This is a genomic window from Pseudomonas sp. AC247 (genome assembly GCF_979258015.1).
Window position 1 is genome coordinate 1,587,212 of sequence record NZ_OZ409829.1, and the last position, 20,089, is coordinate 1,607,300.

A 20,089-nucleotide genomic window follows, 5' to 3' on the forward strand; every position below is an offset into this window, starting at 1 on the left:
GGTTTATGTTGGTTATTCGAGGCGAGCCAGGCGCTCTTCCAGCGCGGCAATGCGTGCTTCCAGCTCTTCGATACGCTCAAGCGAAACACCGCCACTCGCACCGCGCTCCTGCGGATTACTGCGCGCCGCCAGAATCGCCTCGATATCCGCCGGATCGCCCAGTGCATGGGTGTAACGGTCTTCGCGTTGCCCGGCCTGACGCGGAATCAGCACCGCCAACCCCCGCGCAATCAAACGCTCAAGCTGATGCAGCACCTGCTCGGCATCTTCGAAATCATGCATGCGCCCGCTGCGGGTCAGCAGTTCGTTAATGGTTTGCGGGCCGCGCAGAAACAACAATCCCGTCAGAATCACCTGCGCCGGCACCAGTTCCAGCGCCTTGTCGACCTTGTGCTCCCAGCGGTCGGCGCGACTGCCCATCACCAGCTTGGCGAAACCGCGACCTTCAAGGGCTCGCAGACTTTGGCCGACCTGACCTTGAGTCAAGTTCATCACCGGTTCGCGGCTGGTTTTCTGGTTGCATGCCGTGACCAGCGCGTTGAGCGTCAGCGGATAGGTTTCCGGGCTGGTCGCCTGTTTCTCGATCAGCGAACCGAGAATGCGGATTTCCGTGGCGTTGAGCCGAGGCTCGTCGAAGGTGGATTCATGTTCGGTGGTCATCGCGCGTTCCCTCAGCAGTCGAAGGCGCCTAGCCTAATCCTTGCCTAACAAAAGGCAAGCCGTGTGGTCATCAAGCATGGCTATAATCGCCTCCTTGTTCCACCCAGCCACCACACGAGACTGCCATGACTATTTCCCTGTACGCCGCATCCGTCCCGGTTTTTCAACAAATGCTCAACGCTTTGAGCGATGTGTTGAAAAAGGCTGAAGCCCACGCCACCGAGAAAAACATCGACCCGAACGCTTTTCTGCAAGCGCGTCTGTTTCCGGACATGTTCCCGCTGACCCGTCAGGTGCAGATCGCGGTGGACTTCGCCAAAGGCGTTTCCTCGCGTCTGGCTGAAGTCGAAGTGCCGAAGTACGACGATACCGAAACCACCTTCGCCGAACTGCAAGCCTTGATCACCAAGGTGTTGGCTTACATCGGCGAGATCAAGCCAGAGCAGATCGATGGCAAGGAAGGCATCGAAATCGTTACCCGTCCGGGCACGCCGAAAGAGAAGCGCTTCAGCGGCCAGGCTTACTTGCTGACTTACGGCCTGCCGCAGTTCTTCTTCCACGTCACCACCACTTATGCTCTGCTGCGTCATAACGGTGTTGAAGTGGGTAAACGCGATTACATGGGCGCGTTCTAAAACTTCCGGCAACAAAAAGCCCGCCAAGGTTTGCGCCTTGGCGGGCTTTTTATCGCTTTTTGTAGGAGTGAGCCTGCTCGCGATAGCGATCTATCGGTCAAAATATCTTTGAATGACACATCGCTATCGCGAGCAGGCTCGCTCCTACAGGGGTTACGCAGCGCGTTGGGCTTTCGCTTCTTCGCCCAGGCACGCCGCTGCGGTGAACAGCACGTCGGTGGAGGAGTTCAGCGCCGTTTCGGCAGAATCCTGCAACACACCAATGATGAAACCGACCGCCACCACCTGCATGGCGATTTCACTTGGAATGCCAAACAGGCTGCACGCCAGCGGGATCAACAGCAACGAACCACCGGCCACGCCCGAAGCGCCACAGGCGCAGATGGCCGCGACCACGCTGAGCAGAATCGCCGTCGGGATGTCCACCGCAATGCCCAAAGTATGCACGGCAGCCAGGGTCAGCACAGTGATGGTAATTGCCGCGCCGGCCATGTTGATGGTCGCGCCCAGTGGAATCGATACCGAGTAAGTGTCTTCGTGCAGGCCCAAGCGCTTGCTCAATTCCAGATTGACCGGAATGTTCGCCGCCGAGCTACGGGTGAAGAAGGCGGTGATACCGCTTTCGCGCAGGCACTTGAGGGTCAGCGGGTACGGGTTGCGGCGCAGTTTCCAGAACACGATCAGCGGGTTCATCACCAGCGCCACGAACAGCATGCAGCCGAGCAGCACGGCGAGCAGGTGCGCGTAGCCGATCAGCGCGCCGAAACCGGAGGTGGCCAGCGTCGAGGCGACCAGGCCGAAAATGCCCAGCGGGGCAAAGCGAATCACCACGCGCACAATCAGGGTCACGCCGTTGGACAGATCACCGAGCACTTCACGGGTGGTGTCACCGGCATGCCGAATCGCCACGCCCATGCCGATGGCCCAGGCCAGAATGCCGATGAAATTGGCTTCGATCAGCGCCTTCACCGGATTGTCCACCACGCTCAGCAGCAGGCTCTGCAACACTTCAGCGATGCCGCCCGGCGCAGTCACCGCAACGTTTTCGGTGGCTAGCACCAGATGCGACGGGAATGCCATGCTGGCAACCACAGCCACCACTGCGGCGGCGAACGTGCCCAGCAAGTACAGGAACAGAATCGGCCGAATGTGGGTTTCCTGGCCGTGTTTATGGTTGGCAATCGAAGCCATCACCAGCACGAACACCAGAATCGGTGCCACGGCTTTCAACGCCGAAACAAATACCTTGCCGATGAACGCGGTGTCTTTCGCCACTTGCGGGGCAAACATCGCCAAAGCGATACCGGCAATCAGGCCGATGAGGATCTGTGCGACCAGGCTCAGGTTCTTCAGACGTTGCAAGACAGAAGGGGATGAAGCAGTCATAGCGGCATCTCTGATTTTTTATAGGCTGCAGGTTGCATGAAAGCGCCGGCGAATCGGGGGCAGACCAGCGTCACGAACCGAAAGGATTGAAGCGCTTTCAACGTCAATAAACTGATCGTTGAACAAGCTGTACGTTTTTCAGGGCGCGGACTTTATCACAGCGTAAGTCCCATCCTTCAGGCGTGTGACGATCTGCCACCGGATCAGGCAACAAAGTCGGCAGGTTTGTGCAAGTCAGCCCGGACACACTCTGTTAAGATTGCGCATCCTTATTTTCAAGTTCTGCCAGCGGGCCCTCGGGTCAACGCTGGTGTCGTCGTTTTGCTGGAGTTGCCATGCTGTTGCCCATTCTTCTGTTGTCCGCCGCCGGTTTTACCGTGCTGACTACGGAATTCGTTATCGTCGGCCTGCTGCCGGCGATAGCCCGAGACCTCGAAGTGACCATCCCCCAGGCCGGTTTGCTGGTGACGCTGTTCGCCTTTACCGTGGCGCTGTTCGGGCCTTTCCTGACCGCGTATTTCGCTCGCTTCGAGCGGCGCAAGCTGTTTATCAGCATCCTGATCATGTTTGGCCTGGCCAATACCGTCGCGGCGCTGGCGCCGAATATCTGGGTGATGGCGTTTGCCCGCTTGATCCCCGCGCTCGGTTTGCCGGTGTTCTGGGCGCTGGCCAGTGAGACGGCGGTGGACATCGTTGGCCCGGATTTCGCCGGTCGTGCGATCGCCAAGATCGGTTTCGGTATTGTCTGCGCCACGGTGTTCGGCATTCCGGTCGGCACGCTGATTTCCGATGCATTCGGCTGGCGCAGTGCCTTCGGCATTCTGGCGGTGATCGCCTTTGCCAAGGCTTTGCTGCTGTTTGTCTACTTGCCGAAAACCAGTTTGCACCAGCACCAGGTCAGCTTCCGCTCGCAATTCAAGATTCTGCGCAGCCCGTTGATGATCGGCCACATCGTGCTGTCGATCCTGGTGTTCAGCGGCATGTTTACCGCTTACACCTATCTGGCCGACATTCTTGAGCGTCTGGCCGGTTTCAACGGCACCGTGGTCGGCTGGTGTCTGATGGGCTTCGGCGCCGTCGGACTGATCGGCAACTCGCTGGGCGGTCGTGCGGTGGACCGCCATCCGCTGGGGGCGTCGGTGTTGTTTTGTGCATTCATGATCGCCGGCATGGTGTCGCTGGTGCCGAACATTCATTCGCCGCTGGGGCTGGCGGTGGCGATGGGGATCTGGGGCATTACTCAGGCCGCGTTGTTTCTGGTCAGTCACGTACGCCTGATGAAAGCCGCGCCGGAAGCGCCGGCCTTCGCGGCCTCGTTGAACATCGCCGGGGCTAACCTGGGGATCGGCCTGGGCGCGATGGTCGGTGGCCGGGTCATCGACAGTGCAGGTCTGGGTTTCCTCGGCTTTGCCGCCGCCGGTTTCATTCTGCTGTCAGTGTTCCTCGCCATGGTGCTGATGACACTCAAGCCGCGCGACCTGTGCGCCGAGCCTTCATAACGCCGTAAACAACTCGCGTCGGGCACCTTCGGTAATCGCAACGATGCCGGGGTGCTTGACCTTGCGCTCCACCGAAATGGCATAGAACGACTCGGTCACCGCATCGGTCTGGCCAATCAGTTCGACGCCGCATTGGCGCTTCACTTCCTCGGCAATCACGCTGGGGCCGATAAAAATCCCGCTTCCAGACTGTCCGAAGGCCTGCATCAAGGCGCTGTCGTCGAATTCGCCGACAATTTTCGGCTGGATCTGCTGCTCGGCAAACCAGCGTTGCAAGCGGCTGCGCACCACGGTTTCCGGGCCGGGAATCAACAGCGGCGCACCGTGCAGGCTGCGCGGGAAATCCTCTCCATACCTGGCGGCCAATGCAGCGGTGGCGAAAAAGCTGATGCCGCATTCCCCGAGCTTTTGGCTGTAGCCCTTGATGTCGAGGTGCGAGGGCATCGGGCTGTCGGAAATCACCAGGTCCAGGCGCTGAATCGCCAGATCCGCCAGCAACCGTTCGAGTTTGTCCTCGCGACATGTGATGCGCAGCGGTTCGTTCAACTCCATGGTCGGCGCAATCAGGCGATAAACAATCGATTTCGGTACCACGTCAGCCACGCCAACGCGAAACAGGATCTGCTGCTCATTGGGCTCCGCGCGCAGCATCAGCTCCAGCTCGCCGCCGAGCTGGAACATCTGTTCGGCATACGGCAAGGCCTGGCGCCCGGCTTCAGTGAGTTCCAGTTGCCGACCGACTCGGCGAAACAGCTCGATGCCATACGTCTGTTCGAGCAAGGAAATCTGCCCGCTGATGGTCTGTGGCGTCAGGTTCAGTTGCTCGCAGGCACGCACGATGCTGCCGGTCTTCGCCACCACCCAGAAATAATGCAACTGTCGATAATTGAGCATCCGCCTCCCCTGTAGGAGCTGCCGAAGGCTGCGATCTTTTGATGTTGCTTCTAAAAGAAAAGATCAAAAGATCGCAGCCTTCGGCAGCTCCTACATTGTTTATTTCTGGGTTCGTAAAAACCGAAGTATAGCCGGTAAAAATACGAATTTTCCTGAAGTGTTTGCCTCTCTAGAATGCCCAGCCATCGACGGCCGGTCCGGTGACCCTGTCTGTTTTATCAAGGAAGCATCATGAAACTTAAAACTGCGGCACTGTTGTTGTTTACGTCTTTACTGGTTCTGACGGGTTGCGATCAGGCCGAAAAAAGCGCCCAACAGCTGATGGGCAAAGCCGCCGAAAGCGCAAAACAGGCGATTGACGATACCCACAAGGCCGCCGAGCAAGCCCTGAGCGATGCCACTGGCGGGTTGATCGAGAAAAAAGAAACAGCGGAAAAAGACGCGGAACAATCCGAATCTTCGTCCAAGACCATTTAATTTTCGTACACAGAGTCAGGACTGACCCATGGAATATCTGTTAGAACTCGCCGCCAGCCCCGCTGCCTGGGTAGCTTTGGCCACATTGGTGGTGATGGAAATCGTGCTTGGCATCGATAACCTGATCTTTATCTCGATCCTGACCAACAAGCTGCCCGAGCAGCACCGGCAGAAAGCGCGACGCATCGGTATCGGCATGGCGCTGATCCTGCGACTGGCGCTGTTGAGCACCATTGCCTTCATCGTGCAGTTGACCGAGCCAGTGTTCGAAGTTCTCGGCCAGGCGTTCTCGTGGAAGGATATGATCCTGATCGCCGGTGGTCTGTTCCTGGTGTGGAAAGCCACCACCGAGATCCATCACAGCATGGACCCGGCGCCGGAAGATCCCAAGTCCGCGACGTCGACCGTGACCCTGGGCTTTGCCGCTGCGATCGGGCAGATCCTGATGCTCGACATGGTGTTCTCGATCGACAGCATCATTACTGCTGTCGGCATGACCGAGCACTTGCCGATCATGGTTATCGCGGTGGTGGTGTCGGTTCTGGTGATGCTGTTTGCAGCTGAGCCGCTGGCCAAGTTCATCAACGACAACCCGACGGTGGTGATGCTGGCACTGGGCTTCCTGATCATGATCGGCATGACCCTGATCGCCGAAGGTTTTGGCGCCCACGTACCGAAAGGGTATGTGTACGCGGCCATGGCGTTCTCGGCGGGTATTGAGGTGTTGAACATGATGTCGCGTCGAGCGAAGCAGAAGAAGCTGGCTGCGCAGGCGTAAACGCTGAAGGACAAAAGGCCGCCTGAACTCACGAAGTTCAGGCGGCCTTTTTGCCATCTTCTTCCTGCCTTTCCACCTCTGTAGGAGCTGCCGAAGGCTGCGATCTTTTGATGTTTAAGATCAAAAGATCGCAGCCTTCGGCAGCTCCTACCGGGATTTTATTTCAGGCGTCTTTCGGTGTTTTTTGAAAGATGCCGTGGCTCAGTGCGCGGTAGCGGGACGGACACGGTGCTTTTCGGGTTTCGCTACAGGTGCTGGCTGGATCGGGTGGTGATGGTGGCGCCGCGATACGCGCAGTACACCCCACAGCATGGCGGTGGCAACGGCCAGCCAGCCGGCAATCAACATTACGATGGTCATGGTCAGGCTCATCAGTGCCTCCTCTTTGCCCTGCATCGGGCGCACACTTTTCAATTCGCTCTGTTTCAATGACAGTCTAGACAATGGGGTGTTTCAGACTATTGACCAAAGGTCGCTGATGACCAATCAGTTCGCTCTATGCAATCGACGTGTCTGCGGTTTAAGGCTATACCGCAGCTTTGCTGCGCCCTATGATCGCAGGCGTTGCCGGAACACGATGACCGGCGTCTGAACAGAGAGTGACGATGGTGCAGGTATTTTCTCGAATTCGTGCGGCGTTGCTGGTCGCCGGTTGCGCGGCGGCATTGGCTGGTTGTGCGGGCAGTGTGGCACCCGAGGTCAAGCGACTGCCCGAGCGAGTCGAACTCAGTGGCACATTTTACCGAGGTCAGGCCAACCAGAGCGGCCCTCAGGTATTGGCCAGTCTGCTATCGCAGCAGGGCATCGTGATCACGCCGGGATTGCTGGAAAAACCGCTGCACCTGCCGGGCGCTGAAGACAAATTGCAGCAGAATATTCAGAACCTGGCCCGCGAGTACGGCATGCTGGTTTACCCGCTGGACAGCAATCTGCCTGCACTGTTGACGCAGGTTGCGGCAGGGTATCCGGTGATGGTGCGTTTCAGTGAGGGCTCGGCATTCTGGGCCGAGCCGCGTTACGCGATTCTGTCCGGCTATGACCGTAACAAGCAGAACGTGCTGCTGCGTGCCGGCATGAATCGTCGCGAACTGATGAGCTTCAGTGCGTTTGAGTCGGCATTCGAAAAGTCCGGCGGCTGGGCCATTCTGATTCAGAAGCCAACGCAGATTCCTGCTGCGGTTGATCGTCAGCGCTGGTTGAAGGCGGCCGATGAACTGGGACAGGCCGGCCAGGAAAATGAAGCGGCGCAGGCGAAGAAGGCATTGGCTGCGCACTGAGTTTCCCGTTCGTCATCTGCCGGGCACGTCCGCGCCCGGCAGGCCTCTTACCTCTATAACCCGATTTTCCGGGTGAATAAGGAGGCGAGCATGGCAGATTCCCCATCCCCGAAAGGCCCACATTCGTCCGAACACGCGACGGACCACGATCTGGGGTTCGATCCGGACTCGCCGGATCTTGATGATCCGCAGGTCGATCCCGTCGGCCCGGCCAAAGCCCCCAAAGACGTAGAGCCGGGGGAGGACGTCAAGAAGCCGTCCAAGCCTTATGACCCGTTAGCCAATCTGAAACCTTGATGTGAGGTGCGTATGAGTACCGATTCAAGTTTTGACGATCAAAAACCCGACAGTGTGCCGACAACCCCGGAGCCTGAGGTTGATCCCGTGCTGGATCCGGGCAGTCCGCTGCGTGATCCGATGGCGCGGCCGAATGTGCTGACGCCGGAGCCTGGGCGGGATCCGAGCAAAGGGGATGGCATTCCTGATGATGAGCAGATGCCGTTGCCCAATGATTGAGATATCTCAGCCTTACTTGTAGCGAGGGGATTTATCCCCGATGGGCTGCGCAGCAGACCCGTTTTTTGGGGCCGCTGCGCAGCCCATCTGGGATAAATCCCCTCGCCACAGGTGTAGGTGAATTCACCGGTGAAGGTGAATCCCTTAGATCGCAGGTTTACTTCGAGGCTTCAACCACGCCGCTCTGGCGCGATTTCAGGTTTTTCTCGGCTTTGTACTGCTGCGCCACGGCTGGAACGGCGGCACTACGACCGGTTTCTACCCAGCTGCGGATGCGGCTGGCATCGGCAAAATGAGTGTATTTGCCAAACGCATCGAGAATCACCAGGGCGACCGGGCGGTTACCCATTTTCGTCACCAATACCAGGCAATGACCGGCAGGGTTGGTGAATCCGGTTTTGGTGATCTTGATGTCCCAATCGGCTTTATTCACCAAGTGATCGGTGTTGCGAAAACCCAGGGTGTAGTTGGGTTTGCGGAAAGACACGGTCTTTTCCTTGGTAGTGGTCAGTTCGCTCAAGATCGGGTGCTTGCTCGCCGCCACCAGCAACTTGCCCAAGTCGCGTGCAGTCGACACGTTGCGCTCAGACAAACCCGTCGGCTCGACGTAGTGAGTGTTGGTCATGCCCAGCGCCTTGGCCTTGGCGTTCATCGCCGCGATAAAGGCTGCGTAGCCACCAGGGTAGTGGTGTGCGAGGCTGGCGGCGGCACGGTTTTCCGAGGACATCAGAGCAATCAGCAGCATCTCGCGGCGCGGCAGTTCACTTCTCAGTTTGACTCGGGAGAACACGCCTTTCATTTCCGGCGTGTGGCTGATATCGACATCGATCCATTCGTCCATGTTCTGTCGGGCTTCAACCACAACCAAACCAGTCATCAGCTTGCTGACGGAAGCGATCGGCACGATCACGTCAGGGTTGCTGGAGTAGATGACTTTGTTGGTCTGCATATCCATAAGCAGGGCGCTGCCAGAGGCGATCTTCAAAGATGAAGCGTCACGTGGGGCAGCGGTGGTTTCCGCAGCGTTGATCGTTGGCGTGATGCATGTGCCTGCAAATGCAAAAAACAGGCTCAGAATCGAAAGACGAATTTTCACGCGGGCGAACTCATAAAGGTTGGATATTCCGTTAGTTTGTAACGGGTTATTTCTTAAAAGCGGCGCATTTTAGGAGTATGGCTGAAGAACTGTCGATGGTTGTTTGAACGACCTGAAAATCTCGTGAAAAGACCTGTAAAAATAGGGGTTTCCGGCGAACGGTTACAGTTTTTTCTCAGGCATGAAAAACCCCGCACAGGGCGGGGTTTTGGTGCTGCAAAAATTACGTCTTAAGCGTGCAGGGTTTCCGCTGCATAAAGCGTATTTTCCAGCAGGCAGGCACGGGTCATCGGACCGACGCCGCCGGGTACTGGAGTGATCCAGCCAGCACGGGGCAGGGCGGTTTCGTAGACAACGTCACCGACCAGTTTGCCGTCGTCCTGACGGTTGATGCCGACGTCGACAACGATCGCGCCTTCCTTGATCCATTCACCCTTGACCAGGCCAGGCTTGCCGGCGGCCACCACCACCAGATCGGCACGGCCGACGTGGCCAGCCAAATCCTTGGTGAAGCGGTGGGTCACGGTGACAGTGCAGCCGGCCAGCAGCAGTTCCATCGCCATCGGGCGACCGACGATGTTGGAAGCACCGACAACCACGGCGTCCAGCCCGTAAAGATCAACACCCGTGCTTTCCAGCAGGGTCATGATGCCTTTCGGGGTGCACGGTCGCAGCAGCGGAATGCGCTGGGCCAGGCGGCCGACGTTATAAGGATGGAAACCGTCGACATCTTTGTCCGGGCGGATGCGTTCCAGCAGTTTGGAGGCGTCCAGGTGCTCGGGCAGCGGCAGTTGCAGCAGGATGCCGTCGATTGCAGGGTCGTCGTTGAGACGATCGATCAGATCGGTCAGCGCGTCTTGCGTGGTTTCAGAGGGCAGGTCGTAGGCTTGAGAGAGGAAGCCGACCTCTTCACAGTCTTTACGCTTGTGCGAGACATAAACCTGAGAGGCAGGATCGCTGCCGACCAGGATCACCGCGAGGCCGGGAGTGCGCAGGCCTTGCTGGCGACGCTCGGCAACTCGTTGGGCGATCTGCTGGCGCAGGCTGGCGGCGATCGATTTGCCGTCGATTAGTTGTGCAGTCATTGCGCGTGATTAACCATCGAGAGGGGAAAAAAGAGAACGCATTCTCGCATGTCGGGCGGTGAGGGCAAAGGCGCTTGGTCAGCAAATTCCCCTAACTCCTTTAATTAAATGAATTTTTTTCAAAAAAGATTTGACGACCTTTGGAGCGCTCTATACTATTCGTCGCACTTGTCGGGCACAGCCTAGCACTGGTTAAGAAGGTCGAGCGGGATTACGATTCTGCGAAGACTGGAAAGCACTTAGTTTGTAGTCCTTTAAGAGTACAGATTAATAAGGCGCCCGTAGCTCAGCTGGATAGAGCATCCGCCTTCTAAGCGGATGGTCGCAGGTTCGAGTCCTGCCGGGTGCGCCATTAGGCAGCTTTGGCACAAGTAACGCGATATGGTGGGCGTAGCTCAGTTGGTAGAGCACGGGATTGTGACTCCCGTTGTCGTGGGTTCGATCCCCATCGTCCACCCCATATTTCGAAAAGCGCCAGATTTAACGGTCTGGCGTTTTTGCTTTAAAGAGCTTCATCTGCGGATGTGGTGGAATTGGTAGACACACTGGATTTAGGTTCCAGCGCCGCGAGGCGTAAGAGTTCGAGTCTCTTCATCCGCACCAATTAAAGCTTCATTCGTGCCTTTGGGCTGGTGAGGTTTCAACAAAGAAGTTATTTGGCTTTTTTGTTACGCAATATGGTGGGCGTAGCTCAGTTGGTAGAGCACGGGATTGTGACTCCCGTTGTCGTGGGTTCGATCCCCATCGTCCACCCCATATTTCGAAAGGCGCCAGATTTAACAGTCTGGCGCCTTTTTTGTTTTTGCGGTTTCAAAAGTTGGCGTTTGCTGGCTTTGAGTCGCAGGGAGCAGGGCGCTTCGTCGTATTTATGTTGCTCGATGATACTGCGCTGTTCGCCGGGCTTGCTTGCAAGGTCGGCCGTCAGGGAGCGATTGGCAGTCCCCTCTATATATAGAAGAGGTCGCCGCAGAGCCCTGGCGTGATTAGTTGTATTCGCCTGTGGGGCGCGCTGCAATCGTGCATCGGTCCCTATAAATTGCCTGCTGTTTTTTTACCCGTTTTCAGTAGGGTGACTTCTTGAGTTTGACCCACTAGAATGCATGCCCTTGATTCTGGGGTCGGAAACGGCCGGCTAACGTCTGTGCAACGAGGAATATCCATGCAAGTTTCTGTTGAAAATACTACTGCTCTTGAGCGCCGCATGAGCGTCACCGTGCCGGCTGAGCGCATTGAGAGCCAGGTCAACAAGCGTCTGCAGCAGACTGCCCAAAAGGCCAAGATTGCTGGCTTCCGTCCAGGCAAAGTGCCAATGAGCGAAATCAAGCGCCGTTTCGGTGCTGATGCGCGTCAGGAAGCTGTAGGCGACGTGATCCAGTCCTCCTTCTACGAAGCTGTGGTTGAGCAGAAGCTGAACCCGGCGGGTTCGCCTTCGATCGAGCCTAAGTCGCTCGAAGCTGGCAAGGACCTGGAATACGTTGCAGTGTTCGAAGTGTTCCCAGAGTTCACCGTTGCTGGCTTCGACGGCATCACCGTTGAGCGCCTGAGCGCTGACGTGGCTGACGCTGACCTGGACAAAATGCTCGACATCCTGCGCAAGCAGAACACCCGTTTTGAAGTGGCCGATCGCGCTGCCCAGAACGAAGACCAACTGAACATCGATTTCATTGGCAAGGTTGACGGCGAAGTCTTCGCTGGCGGCTCCGCCAAAGGCACCCAGCTGGTACTGGGTTCCGGCCGCATGATCCCGGGCTTCGAAGAAGGTCTGGTAGGTGCAAAAGCTGGCGAAGAGCGCGTTCTGAACCTGACCTTCCCAGAGGACTATCAGAACCTCGACCTGGCTGGCAAAGCCGCCGAGTTCACCGTGACTGTCAACACTGTCTCCGAGCCTAAGCTGCCTGAGCTGAACGAAGAGTTCTTCGCTCAATTCGGCATCAAGGAAAGCGGCATCGACGGTTTCCGCACCGAAGTTCGCAAGAACATGGAGCGTGAACTGCGTCAGGCGATCAAATCCAAGGTCAAGAATCAGGTAATGGACGGTCTGCTGGCCACCAACCCGATCGAAGTGCCTAAGGCTCTGCTGTCCAACGAAGTTGACCGTCTGCGCGTGCAGGCTGTTCAGCAGTTCGGTGGCAACATCAAGCCTGATCAACTGCCGGCCGAGCTGTTCGAAGAGCAAGCCAAGCGCCGCGTTGTGCTGGGTCTGATCGTGGCTGAAGTGGTCAAGCAATTCGACCTGAAGCCTGACGAAGCTCGCGTTCGCGAAATGATTCAGGAAATGGCTTCGGCTTACCAGGAGCCTGAGCAGGTTGTGTCGTGGTACTACAAGAACGAGCAGCAACTGAACGAAGTGCGTTCGGTTGTGCTGGAAGAACAAGTTGTGGATACTGTTCTGCAGAAAGCTAGCGTGACCGACAAATCGGTCTCTTACGAAGAAGCGGTCAAGCCGGTAGAAGCTCCAAAAGCCGACTGATTGTTTTTGCGTTAAGAAGTACACACATAAGCCAGCCTTCGAGCTGGCTTATGCGTATTCAAGACATAACTATTTGGGAGTGACTGCAGAGCATGTTCCGTAATTCGTATATTCAGCAGAACTCTGATATCCAGGCCGCAGGCGGCCTGGTCCCGATGGTTGTCGAGCAATCTGCTCGTGGCGAACGCGCCTATGACATCTATTCGCGCCTGCTCAAGGAGCGAGTGATCTTTCTGGTTGGTCCGGTAGAGGACTACATGGCCAACCTGATCTGTGCGCAACTGCTGTTCCTTGAAGCGGAAAACCCGGACAAGGACATCCATCTTTATATCAACTCCCCGGGCGGTTCGGTGACAGCAGGCATGTCGATCTACGACACCATGCAGTTCATCAAACCCAACGTATCCACCACTTGCATCGGTCAGGCCTGCAGCATGGGCGCGTTCCTGCTGACCGCAGGCGCTCCAGGCAAACGTTTCTGCCTGCCGAACTCGCGTGTGATGATTCACCAGCCACTGGGCGGTTTCCAGGGCCAGGCGTCGGATATCGAAATCCACGCCAAGGAAATCCTCTTCATTCGCGAGCGTCTGAACACGCTGATGGCCAAGCACAGCGGCCGCACCCTTGAAGAAATCGAGCGCGATACCAATCGCGACAACTTCATGAGTGCAGAAGCTGCGAAGGAATACGGCTTGATCGATGAAGTGATCAACCAGCGCCCCGCTTAAAATAAGCAGCTCAAAATAGGCTTGGTCGGCGAGTCTGTTCGCCAGCGGGCTTGAAAAAGCCCGCAATAGCCTTCATCTTGTGTTGCAAGCCTATCGGATTTGGATCGAACGAATGACTGACACCCGCAACGGCGAGGACAACGGCAAGCTGCTCTATTGCTCCTTCTGTGGCAAAAGCCAGCATGAAGTGCGCAAATTGATTGCCGGCCCCTCGGTCTTTATCTGCGACGAGTGCGTCGACCTGTGCAACGACATCATCCGCGAGGAGGTGCAGGAAGCCCAGGCCGAAAGCAGCGCGCATAAATTGCCTTCGCCTAAAGAAATCAGCGGCATCCTTGACCAGTACGTCATTGGTCAGGAGCGTGCGAAGAAGGTTCTGGCCGTAGCGGTGTACAACCACTACAAGCGTCTGAACCAGCGTGATAAAAAGGCTGACGACGTCGAACTCGGCAAGAGCAACATCCTGCTGATCGGCCCGACAGGCTCCGGTAAAACCCTGCTGGCCGAAACACTGGCCCGCTTGCTGAACGTTCCGTTCACCATCGCTGACGCAACCACCCTCACCGAGGCGGGTTACGTGGGTGAAGACGTCGAGAACATCATTCAGAAGCTGCTGCAGAAGTGCGATTACGACGTAGAGAAAGCCCAGATGGGTATTGTCTACATCGATGAAATCGACAAGATTTCGCGCAAGTCCGACAACCCGTCGATCACCCGGGACGTTTCCGGTGAAGGCGTGCAGCAGGCCTTGCTCAAGTTGATCGAAGGCACGGTCGCTTCGGTTCCGCCGCAAGGTGGCCGCAAGCATCCGCAGCAGGAATTCCTGCAGGTCGACACCCGTAACATCCTGTTCATCTGCGGTGGTGCGTTCTCTGGTCTGGAAAAGGTTATTCAAAACCGTTCCACCAAGGGCGGCATCGGTTTCAACGCCGAAGTTCGCAGCAAGGAAGAGGGCAAGAAAGTCGGTGAATCCCTGCGTGAAGTCGAGCCTGACGATCTGGTCAAGTTCGGTCTGATCCCGGAATTCGTCGGTCGTCTGCCGGTCCTCGCGACGCTGGACGAGCTCGACGAGGCTGCGTTGATGCAGATCCTCACCGAGCCGAAAAATGCTCTGACCAAGCAGTATGCCAAGCTGTTCGAGATGGAAGGCGTGGATCTGGAATTCCGCACCGACGCTCTCAAATCGGTCGCCAAGCGTGCCCTGGAACGTAAAACCGGTGCCCGCGGCCTGCGCTCGATTCTTGAAGGTGTATTGCTCGACACGATGTATGAAATCCCCTCGCAGTCCGAGGTGAGCAAAGTCGTGATCGATGAAAGCGTGATCGAAGGCAAGTCCAAGCCACTGTATATCTACGAAAACAGTGAGCCGACGGCCAAGGCAGCGCCGGACGCGTAAGTGTCCAGTCTGCTGGAATAAAGAAGGGGCCTTCGGGCCTCTTTTTTTTATGTCGTTTTTTACATCCGCTTTGCGCTTGTTTTTTTCCAGAGCTGCCCCCATCTTGGTTCCAAGCTCAATTCCATCTGATTACGGCCATATGGCCGCCGTAGAGGCGAAATCATGAAGACCACCATCGAATTGCCTCTCCTGCCATTGCGTGATGTCGTGGTTTATCCGCACATGGTTATCCCGCTGTTCGTGGGGCGCGAGAAATCCATCGAAGCCCTCGAGGCCGCGATGACGGGCGACAAGCAGATTCTTCTGCTGGCCCAGAGAAACCCGGCTGACGACGATCCCGGCGAAGACGCTCTCTATCGCGTAGGTACCATCGCTACCGTTCTGCAACTGCTCAAGCTGCCTGACGGCACCGTCAAGGTGCTGGTCGAAGGTGAGCAGCGCGGTACCGTCGAGCGTTTCAGCGAAGTCGACGGCCACTGCCGCGCCGAAGTCTCGCTGATTGAAGAAGTCGACGCTGCCGAGCGCGAATCCGAAGTGTTCGTGCGCACGCTGCTGTCGCAGTTCGAACAATATGTACAGTTGGGCAAGAAAGTCCCGGCTGAGGTTCTGTCGTCGCTCAACAGCATTGATGAGCCGGGTCGCCTGGTTGACACCATGGCGGCGCACATGGCGCTGAAAATCGAGCAAAAGCAGGAAATCCTCGAAATCATCGATCTTTCGGCCCGGGTCGAGCACGTCCTGGCGCTGCTGGATGCCGAGATTGATCTGCTGCAAGTCGAAAAGCGCATTCGCGGCCGCGTCAAAAAGCAAATGGAGCGCAGTCAGCGCGAGTACTACCTGAATGAGCAGATGAAGGCCATTCAGAAAGAACTCGGCGACAGCGACGAAGGCCACAACGAGATCGAAGACCTGAAAAAGCGCATCGACGCTGCCGGTCTGCCAAAAGACGCACTGGCCAAAGCCACGGCCGAGCTGAACAAGCTCAAGCAAATGTCGCCGATGTCCGCAGAAGCCACCGTGGTGCGCTCCTACATCGACTGGCTGGTGCAAGTGCCGTGGAAGGCCCAGAGCAAGGTGCGCCTGGACCTGGCGCGGGCTGAAGACATTCTCGACGCCGATCACTACGGCCTCGAAGAGGTCAAGGAGCGCATCCTTGAATACCTCGCCGTGCAAAAGCGCGTGAAGAAAATCCGTGGCCCGGTGTTGTGCCTGGTCGGTCCTCCGGGCGTGGGTAAAACCTCGCTGGCCGAGTCGATCGCTCACGCCACCAACCGTAAATTCGTGCGCATGGCCCTCGGTGGCGTGCGTGATGAAGCGGAAATTCGTGGTCACCGCCGGACTTACATCGGTTCGATGCCGGGAAGATTGATTCAAAAGATGACAAAGGTCGGCGTGCGCAACCCGCTGTTCCTGCTCGATGAAATCGACAAAATGGGCAGCGACATGCGTGGCGATCCGGCCTCGGCGTTGCTGGAAGTGCTCGATCCAGAGCAAAACCACAACTTCAACGATCACTATCTGGAAGTCGATTACGACCTCTCGGATGTGATGTTCCTGTGCACCTCGAACTCGATGAACATTCCGCCGGCGCTGCTCGACCGGATGGAAGTGATCCGTCTGCCGGGCTATACCGAAGACGAAAAGATCAACATCGCCGTCAAATACCTCTCGCCAAAACAGATCGCCGCCAACGGCCTGAAGAAAGGCGAGCTGGAATTCGACGCAGAAGCGATCCGCGACATCATCCGTTATTACACCCGTGAAGCCGGTGTGCGTGGTCTTGAACGTCAGATCGCCAAGGTCTGCCGCAAGGCTGTGAAAGAACACGCGCTGGAAAAACGCTTCTCGGTGAAAGTGACAGCTGATGCGCTGGAACATTTCCTCGGCGTGCGTAAATTCCGCTACGGTCTGGCTGAACAGCAAGATCAGATCGGTCAGGTCACAGGCCTCGCCTGGACTCAGGTCGGCGGTGAATTGCTGACCATCGAAGCCGCTGTCGTGCCGGGTAAAGGTCAACTGATCAAAACCGGCTCGCTGGGTGATGTAATGGTCGAATCGATCACTGCAGCCTTGACCGTGGTGCGCAGCCGCGCGAAAAGCCTGGGCATTCCGGTGGACTTCCACGAGAAGCGCGACACGCACATTCACATGCCGGAAGGGGCGACGCCGAAAGACGGCCCTAGCGCTGGTGTCGGCATGTGCACGGCCCTGGTGTCGGCATTGACCGGCATTCCAGTGCGCGCCGATGTTGCCATGACCGGTGAAATCACTTTGCGTGGTCAAGTGCTGGCGATTGGTGGTCTGAAGGAAAAACTGCTCGCGGCACACCGTGGCGGAATCAAGATTGTGATTATTCCTGAAGAGAACGTGCGTGATCTCAAGGAGATTCCGGACAACATCAAGCAGGATCTGCAGATTAAACCGGTTAAATGGATTGACGAGGTCCTGCAAATTGCGCTGCAATACGCGCCGGAGCCCTTGCCGGATGTGGCTCCGGAGATAGTTGCCAAGGATGAAAAACGTGAGTCTGATGCTAAGGAAAGAATTAGCACGCATTAGTATGCTTTTGCCTGGGTGGCTTCCTTGACAGCTTTTTAGAGCCCTTGTTATAAAGCGGCTCTTAAGTGTCTGTAGGCCATTCAGCACTCGTTTTTGCTTTCACCAAAAAACTTAGAATCATCTCAAAATAGATATAAGGGGACTTAGAGTGAACAAGTCGGAACTGATTGATGCTATCGCTGCATCCGCTGATATCCCGAAAGCTGCTGCTGGCCGTGCGCTGGACGCTGTAATCGAATCCGTCACTGGCGCTCTCAAGGCTGGCGACTCCGTTGTCCTGGTTGGTTTCGGTACTTTCTCCGTGACTGATCGTCCAGCTCGCGTTGGTCGTAACCCACAGACCGGCAAGACGCTGCAAATCGCTGCTGCTAAAAAACCAGGTTTCAAAGCCGGTAAAGCACTGAAAGAAGCGGTTAACTAAGTTCGTTACAAGTTTTTACCCATCCGGGTCGGGGTTATCCCTGACTTGGCAGCGGAGCGGTAGAGCAGGTCGCTGAAACAGGCGCCTGTAACGCCGGGATCGAGGGTTCGAGCCCTGTCCGCTCCGCCAGTTACGAGAAGGCGCATCCTCGGATGCGCCTTTCTTCTATCCGGATTCTACCCACGCTCCACGGTTGCCAAATTTTGAAGTTCAACCGTTTCTGGGGGACGCATGCTGCAGAATATCAGGGACAATTCACAAGGCTGGATTGCCAAGACCATTATCGGGGCCATCATTTTGTTGATGGCTTTGACCGGTTTCGACGCCATTTTCCAGGCCGCCACTCACAAGAATGAGGTGGCCAAGGTCAATGGTGAAGAAATCAGCCAGAACGAGCTGAGCCAGGCCGTTGATATGCAACGCCGCCAGCTGATGCAACAGCTGGGCAAAGACTTCGACGCCTCATTGCTCGATGAAAAAATGCTCCGCGAATCGGCCCTCAAGGGTTTGATCGATCGCAAGCTGCTGCTGCAAGGCGCGGAACAATCGAAATTCGCCTTCTCTGAAGGCGCACTGGATCAAGTGATCCTGCAGACGCCTGAATTCCAGGTGGACGGCAAGTTCAGTTCCGAGCGTTTCGATCAGGTCATCCGTTCGCTGGGCTACAGCCGTATGCAATTCCGCCAGATGCTGGCTCAGGAAATGCTGATCGGCCAACTGCGTGCCGGTATCGGTGGCAGCGGTTTCGTCACTGACGCCGAAGTCCTGGCATTCGCCCGTCTGGAGAAGCAGACCCGCGATTTCGCCACCCTCAACATCAAGGCCGATCCGGCTGCGGTCAAGCTGACCGATGATGAGGTCAAGGCTTACTACGACGAACACGCCAAGGAATTCATGACCCCTGATCAAGTGGTCATCGATTATCTGGAGCTGAAGAAGGCTTCGTTCTTCGATCAGGTCACCGTCAAGGACGAAGACCTGCAGGCGGCGTATCAGAAAGAGATCGCCAACCTGTCGGAACAGCGTCGTGCGGCGCACATTCTGATCGAAGTGAACGACAAGACCACCGAAGCTCAGGCCAAGGCGAAGATCGAAGACGTCCAGGCGCGTCTGGCCAAGGGCGAGAAATTCGAAGCGCTGGCCAAAGAGTTCTCGCAGGACCCGGGTTCGGCCAACAATGGCGGTGACCTCGGTTATGCCGGTCCTGGCGTTTACGACCCGGCCTTCGAAAAAGCCCTGTACTCGCTGAACAAAGACCAGGTGTCCGAGCCGGTGCGTACCGACTTCGGTTTCCACCTGATCAAGCTGCTGGGCGTTGAAGCCCCTGAAGTGCCGACCCTGGCCAGCCTGAAAGACAAACTGACCCGCGATCTGAAAGCGGCACAGGTCGAGCAGCGCTTCGTCGAGGCGACCAAGCAACTGGAAGACTCCGCGTTCGAATCGTCCGACCTGGCCCAGCCAGCGGCTGATCTGAAGCTGACCGTACACACCTCCAAGCCGTTCGGCCGTGAAGGTGGCGAAGGTGTTGCGGCCAACCGCGCTGTAGTCACTGCTGCATTCAGCACTGAAGTGATTGATGAGGGTGCCAACAGCACCGCCATCGAGCTGGATCCGGATACCGTGATCGTGCTGCGCGCCAAGGAACACCTGAAGCCTGCGCAACTGCCTCTGGAAAGCGTAAGTGCGGCCATTCGCACGCAGTTGACCAAAGAGCACGCCAGCGCTGCAGCCAAGACCAAAGCCGAGAAGCTGATTGCTGATCTGCGCGATGGCAAGGCGCCGCTGGACAAGGCGATTGAAGGCCAGACCTGGAAAACTACCGCAGCGGCCACCCGTGCTCAGGAAGGTGTTGATCCGGCGGTGCTGCAAGCGCTGTTCCGCATGCCGAAACCGGCTGCCAAGGACAAACCGACGTTCAGCAACGTCACGCTGCCAGACGGTAGTTTGATGATTGTGCGTTTGAACGGCGTTAACGAAGCGGCTGCACCGACTGAGGAAGAGAAGGTTCAGTACCGTCGCTTCCTGGCTTCGCGTGAAGGTCAGCAGGACTTCGCGGCGTTCCGCAAGCAGTTGGAAGCTCAGGCAGAGATCAAGCGGTATTGATCGCTGAGTGAGTGTTCAGATAAAAAGCCCCGGCTCGTGAGTCGGGGTTTTTTTTTTGGGTTTGGATTGGGGGGTATATCCGTTGCTGCGGTTATGGCTGCTTAGGGTT

19 protein-coding genes and 4 tRNA genes are annotated in these 20,089 nt (G+C 56.9%); 17 read left to right on the top strand and 6 right to left on the bottom strand.

Annotated features, from left to right (window positions below):
• Window positions 1–12 precede the first annotated feature (12 nt).
• Entirely contained in the window at window positions 13–660 is a 648-nt protein-coding gene (locus ACZZ0B_RS07325) for a YceH family protein (RefSeq protein ID WP_463544734.1), read from the bottom strand.
• Between the two features lie 125 nt (window positions 661–785).
• Here ACZZ0B_RS07325 and ACZZ0B_RS07330 point away from each other — a divergent pair, with 125 nt between their 5' ends.
• Entirely contained in the window at window positions 786–1,295 is a 510-nt protein-coding gene (locus tag ACZZ0B_RS07330) for a DUF1993 domain-containing protein (RefSeq protein WP_008077741.1), read from the top strand.
• Window positions 1,296–1,448: 153 nt separating this feature from the next.
• Here the strand turns inward: ACZZ0B_RS07330 and sstT are convergent, their stop codons facing one another.
• Window positions 1,449–2,681, bottom strand: a complete 1,233-nt coding sequence (sstT, locus tag ACZZ0B_RS07335) for a serine/threonine transporter SstT (protein ID WP_440095367.1) — start codon at window positions 2,679–2,681, stop codon at window positions 1,449–1,451.
• 335 nt (window positions 2,682–3,016) lie between these two features.
• Between sstT and ACZZ0B_RS07340 the strand changes: the two genes are divergently transcribed.
• Window positions 3,017–4,180 carry an MFS transporter gene (locus tag ACZZ0B_RS07340; protein WP_158835233.1) on the top strand — a complete coding sequence of 388 codons (1,164 nt, stop codon included), beginning with the start codon at window positions 3,017–3,019 and terminating at the stop codon, window positions 4,178–4,180.
• Here the strand turns inward: ACZZ0B_RS07340 and nhaR are convergent.
• The gene (gene nhaR / locus ACZZ0B_RS07345) at window positions 4,175–5,074 is read right to left on the bottom strand and encodes a transcriptional activator NhaR (protein ID WP_463544735.1); all 900 of its coding nucleotides are present in this window, start codon (window positions 5,072–5,074) and stop codon (window positions 4,175–4,177) included. The genes ACZZ0B_RS07340 and nhaR overlap by 6 nt on opposite strands.
• A gap of 231 nt (window positions 5,075–5,305) precedes the next feature.
• On the opposite strand from nhaR, the gene ACZZ0B_RS07350 reads away from it, so the two are divergent.
• Both ACZZ0B_RS07350 and ACZZ0B_RS07355 read left to right on the top strand, forming a co-directional pair.
• Window positions 5,306–5,551: a hypothetical protein gene (locus ACZZ0B_RS07350; RefSeq protein WP_008077733.1), complete on the top strand. Its 246-nt coding sequence runs from the start codon at window positions 5,306–5,308 to the stop codon at window positions 5,549–5,551.
• Between the two features lie 28 nt (window positions 5,552–5,579).
• The gene (locus ACZZ0B_RS07355) at window positions 5,580–6,329 is read left to right on the top strand and encodes a TerC family protein (protein ID WP_008077731.1); all 750 of its coding nucleotides are present in this window, start codon (window positions 5,580–5,582) and stop codon (window positions 6,327–6,329) included.
• Window positions 6,330–6,530: 201 nt separating this feature from the next.
• On the opposite strand, the gene ACZZ0B_RS07360 is transcribed toward ACZZ0B_RS07355, so the two are convergent.
• Window positions 6,531–6,758 carry a hypothetical protein gene (locus tag ACZZ0B_RS07360; RefSeq protein ID WP_463546980.1) on the bottom strand — a complete coding sequence of 76 codons (228 nt, stop codon included), beginning with the start codon at window positions 6,756–6,758 and terminating at the stop codon, window positions 6,531–6,533.
• Between the two features lie 176 nt (window positions 6,759–6,934).
• On the opposite strand from ACZZ0B_RS07360, the gene ACZZ0B_RS07365 reads away from it, so the two are divergent.
• The 3 genes from ACZZ0B_RS07365 to ACZZ0B_RS07375 all read left to right on the top strand — a co-directional run bounded on the left by ACZZ0B_RS07365 (window position 6,935) and on the right by ACZZ0B_RS07375 (window position 8,122).
• Window positions 6,935–7,606, top strand: coding sequence for a peptidase C39 family protein (locus tag ACZZ0B_RS07365; RefSeq protein WP_463544736.1), 672 nt, complete (start codon window positions 6,935–6,937; stop codon window positions 7,604–7,606).
• Window positions 7,607–7,696: 90 nt separating this feature from the next.
• Window positions 7,697–7,903, top strand: coding sequence for a DUF6021 family protein (locus tag ACZZ0B_RS07370; protein ID WP_463544737.1), 207 nt, complete (start codon window positions 7,697–7,699; stop codon window positions 7,901–7,903).
• A 12-nt stretch (window positions 7,904–7,915) separates the two neighbouring features.
• Window positions 7,916–8,122: a hypothetical protein gene (locus ACZZ0B_RS07375; RefSeq protein ID WP_463544738.1), complete on the top strand. Its 207-nt coding sequence runs from the start codon at window positions 7,916–7,918 to the stop codon at window positions 8,120–8,122.
• Between the two features lie 157 nt (window positions 8,123–8,279).
• Here ACZZ0B_RS07375 and pbpG read toward each other — a convergent pair whose 3' ends face one another.
• Both pbpG and folD read right to left on the bottom strand, forming a co-directional pair.
• A complete protein-coding gene (gene pbpG / locus ACZZ0B_RS07380; protein ID WP_463544739.1) occupies window positions 8,280–9,218 on the bottom strand; it encodes a D-alanyl-D-alanine endopeptidase in 939 nt (312 codons plus the stop codon).
• A 230-nt stretch (window positions 9,219–9,448) separates the two neighbouring features.
• Window positions 9,449–10,303, bottom strand: a complete 855-nt coding sequence (gene folD / locus ACZZ0B_RS07385; protein WP_008077717.1) for a bifunctional methylenetetrahydrofolate dehydrogenase/methenyltetrahydrofolate cyclohydrolase FolD — start codon at window positions 10,301–10,303, stop codon at window positions 9,449–9,451.
• A 275-nt stretch (window positions 10,304–10,578) separates the two neighbouring features.
• Between folD and ACZZ0B_RS07390 the strand changes: the two genes are divergently transcribed.
• The 10 genes from ACZZ0B_RS07390 (at window position 10,579) to ACZZ0B_RS07435 (ending at window position 19,980) form a co-directional block, all read left to right on the top strand.
• Window positions 10,579–10,655: transfer RNA gene (locus tag ACZZ0B_RS07390), tRNA-Arg, on the top strand.
• Window positions 10,656–10,687: 32 nt separating this feature from the next.
• Window positions 10,688–10,763, top strand: a tRNA-His gene (locus tag ACZZ0B_RS07395).
• A gap of 58 nt (window positions 10,764–10,821) precedes the next feature.
• Window positions 10,822–10,906, top strand: a tRNA-Leu gene (locus ACZZ0B_RS07400).
• Between the two features lie 77 nt (window positions 10,907–10,983).
• Window positions 10,984–11,059 (top strand) — tRNA-His (locus tag ACZZ0B_RS07405).
• Window positions 11,060–11,462: 403 nt separating this feature from the next.
• Window positions 11,463–12,773 (top strand): trigger factor, encoded by a 1,311-nt coding sequence (gene tig / locus ACZZ0B_RS07410; protein WP_463544740.1) that lies wholly within the window; start codon window positions 11,463–11,465, stop codon window positions 12,771–12,773.
• Between the two features lie 92 nt (window positions 12,774–12,865).
• Window positions 12,866–13,501, top strand: a complete 636-nt coding sequence (clpP, locus tag ACZZ0B_RS07415) for an ATP-dependent Clp endopeptidase proteolytic subunit ClpP (RefSeq protein ID WP_007951559.1) — start codon at window positions 12,866–12,868, stop codon at window positions 13,499–13,501.
• A gap of 112 nt (window positions 13,502–13,613) precedes the next feature.
• Complete coding sequence (gene clpX / locus ACZZ0B_RS07420) at window positions 13,614–14,897, top strand: ATP-dependent Clp protease ATP-binding subunit ClpX (RefSeq protein ID WP_003223632.1); 1,284 nt, start codon at window positions 13,614–13,616, stop codon at window positions 14,895–14,897.
• Window positions 14,898–15,059: 162 nt separating this feature from the next.
• Window positions 15,060–17,456 carry an endopeptidase La gene (gene lon / locus ACZZ0B_RS07425; RefSeq protein WP_008077715.1) on the top strand — a complete coding sequence of 799 codons (2,397 nt, stop codon included), beginning with the start codon at window positions 15,060–15,062 and terminating at the stop codon, window positions 17,454–17,456.
• A 148-nt stretch (window positions 17,457–17,604) separates the two neighbouring features.
• The gene (locus ACZZ0B_RS07430) at window positions 17,605–17,877 is read left to right on the top strand and encodes an HU family DNA-binding protein (protein WP_008077714.1); all 273 of its coding nucleotides are present in this window, start codon (window positions 17,605–17,607) and stop codon (window positions 17,875–17,877) included.
• 231 nt (window positions 17,878–18,108) lie between these two features.
• Window positions 18,109–19,980, top strand: a complete 1,872-nt coding sequence (locus ACZZ0B_RS07435) for a SurA N-terminal domain-containing protein (RefSeq protein WP_008077712.1) — start codon at window positions 18,109–18,111, stop codon at window positions 19,978–19,980.
• The last annotated feature ends 109 nt before the right edge of the window (window positions 19,981–20,089 follow it).

Coding starts and splice junctions, on each gene's coding strand:
- lon (WP_008077715.1), top strand. CDS start 15,060: ATGAAGACCACCATCGAATTGCCTCTCCTGCCATTGCGTGATGTCGTG.
- ACZZ0B_RS07375 (WP_463544738.1), top strand. CDS start 7,916: ATGAGTACCGATTCAAGTTTTGACGATCAAAAACCCGACAGTGTGCCG.
- nhaR (WP_463544735.1), bottom strand. CDS start 5,074: ATGCTCAATTATCGACAGTTGCATTATTTCTGGGTGGTGGCGAAGACC.
- folD (WP_008077717.1), bottom strand. CDS start 10,303: ATGACTGCACAACTAATCGACGGCAAATCGATCGCCGCCAGCCTGCGC.
- ACZZ0B_RS07435 (WP_008077712.1), top strand. CDS start 18,109: ATGCTGCAGAATATCAGGGACAATTCACAAGGCTGGATTGCCAAGACC.
- ACZZ0B_RS07340 (WP_158835233.1), top strand. CDS start 3,017: ATGCTGTTGCCCATTCTTCTGTTGTCCGCCGCCGGTTTTACCGTGCTG.
- ACZZ0B_RS07350 (WP_008077733.1), top strand. CDS start 5,306: ATGAAACTTAAAACTGCGGCACTGTTGTTGTTTACGTCTTTACTGGTT.
- ACZZ0B_RS07365 (WP_463544736.1), top strand. CDS start 6,935: ATGGTGCAGGTATTTTCTCGAATTCGTGCGGCGTTGCTGGTCGCCGGT.
- ACZZ0B_RS07355 (WP_008077731.1), top strand. CDS start 5,580: ATGGAATATCTGTTAGAACTCGCCGCCAGCCCCGCTGCCTGGGTAGCT.
- sstT (WP_440095367.1), bottom strand. CDS start 2,681: ATGACTGCTTCATCCCCTTCTGTCTTGCAACGTCTGAAGAACCTGAGC.
- ACZZ0B_RS07370 (WP_463544737.1), top strand. CDS start 7,697: ATGGCAGATTCCCCATCCCCGAAAGGCCCACATTCGTCCGAACACGCG.
- ACZZ0B_RS07330 (WP_008077741.1), top strand. CDS start 786: ATGACTATTTCCCTGTACGCCGCATCCGTCCCGGTTTTTCAACAAATG.
- clpX (WP_003223632.1), top strand. CDS start 13,614: ATGACTGACACCCGCAACGGCGAGGACAACGGCAAGCTGCTCTATTGC.
- tig (WP_463544740.1), top strand. CDS start 11,463: ATGCAAGTTTCTGTTGAAAATACTACTGCTCTTGAGCGCCGCATGAGC.
- ACZZ0B_RS07325 (WP_463544734.1), bottom strand. CDS start 660: ATGACCACCGAACATGAATCCACCTTCGACGAGCCTCGGCTCAACGCC.
- clpP (WP_007951559.1), top strand. CDS start 12,866: ATGTTCCGTAATTCGTATATTCAGCAGAACTCTGATATCCAGGCCGCA.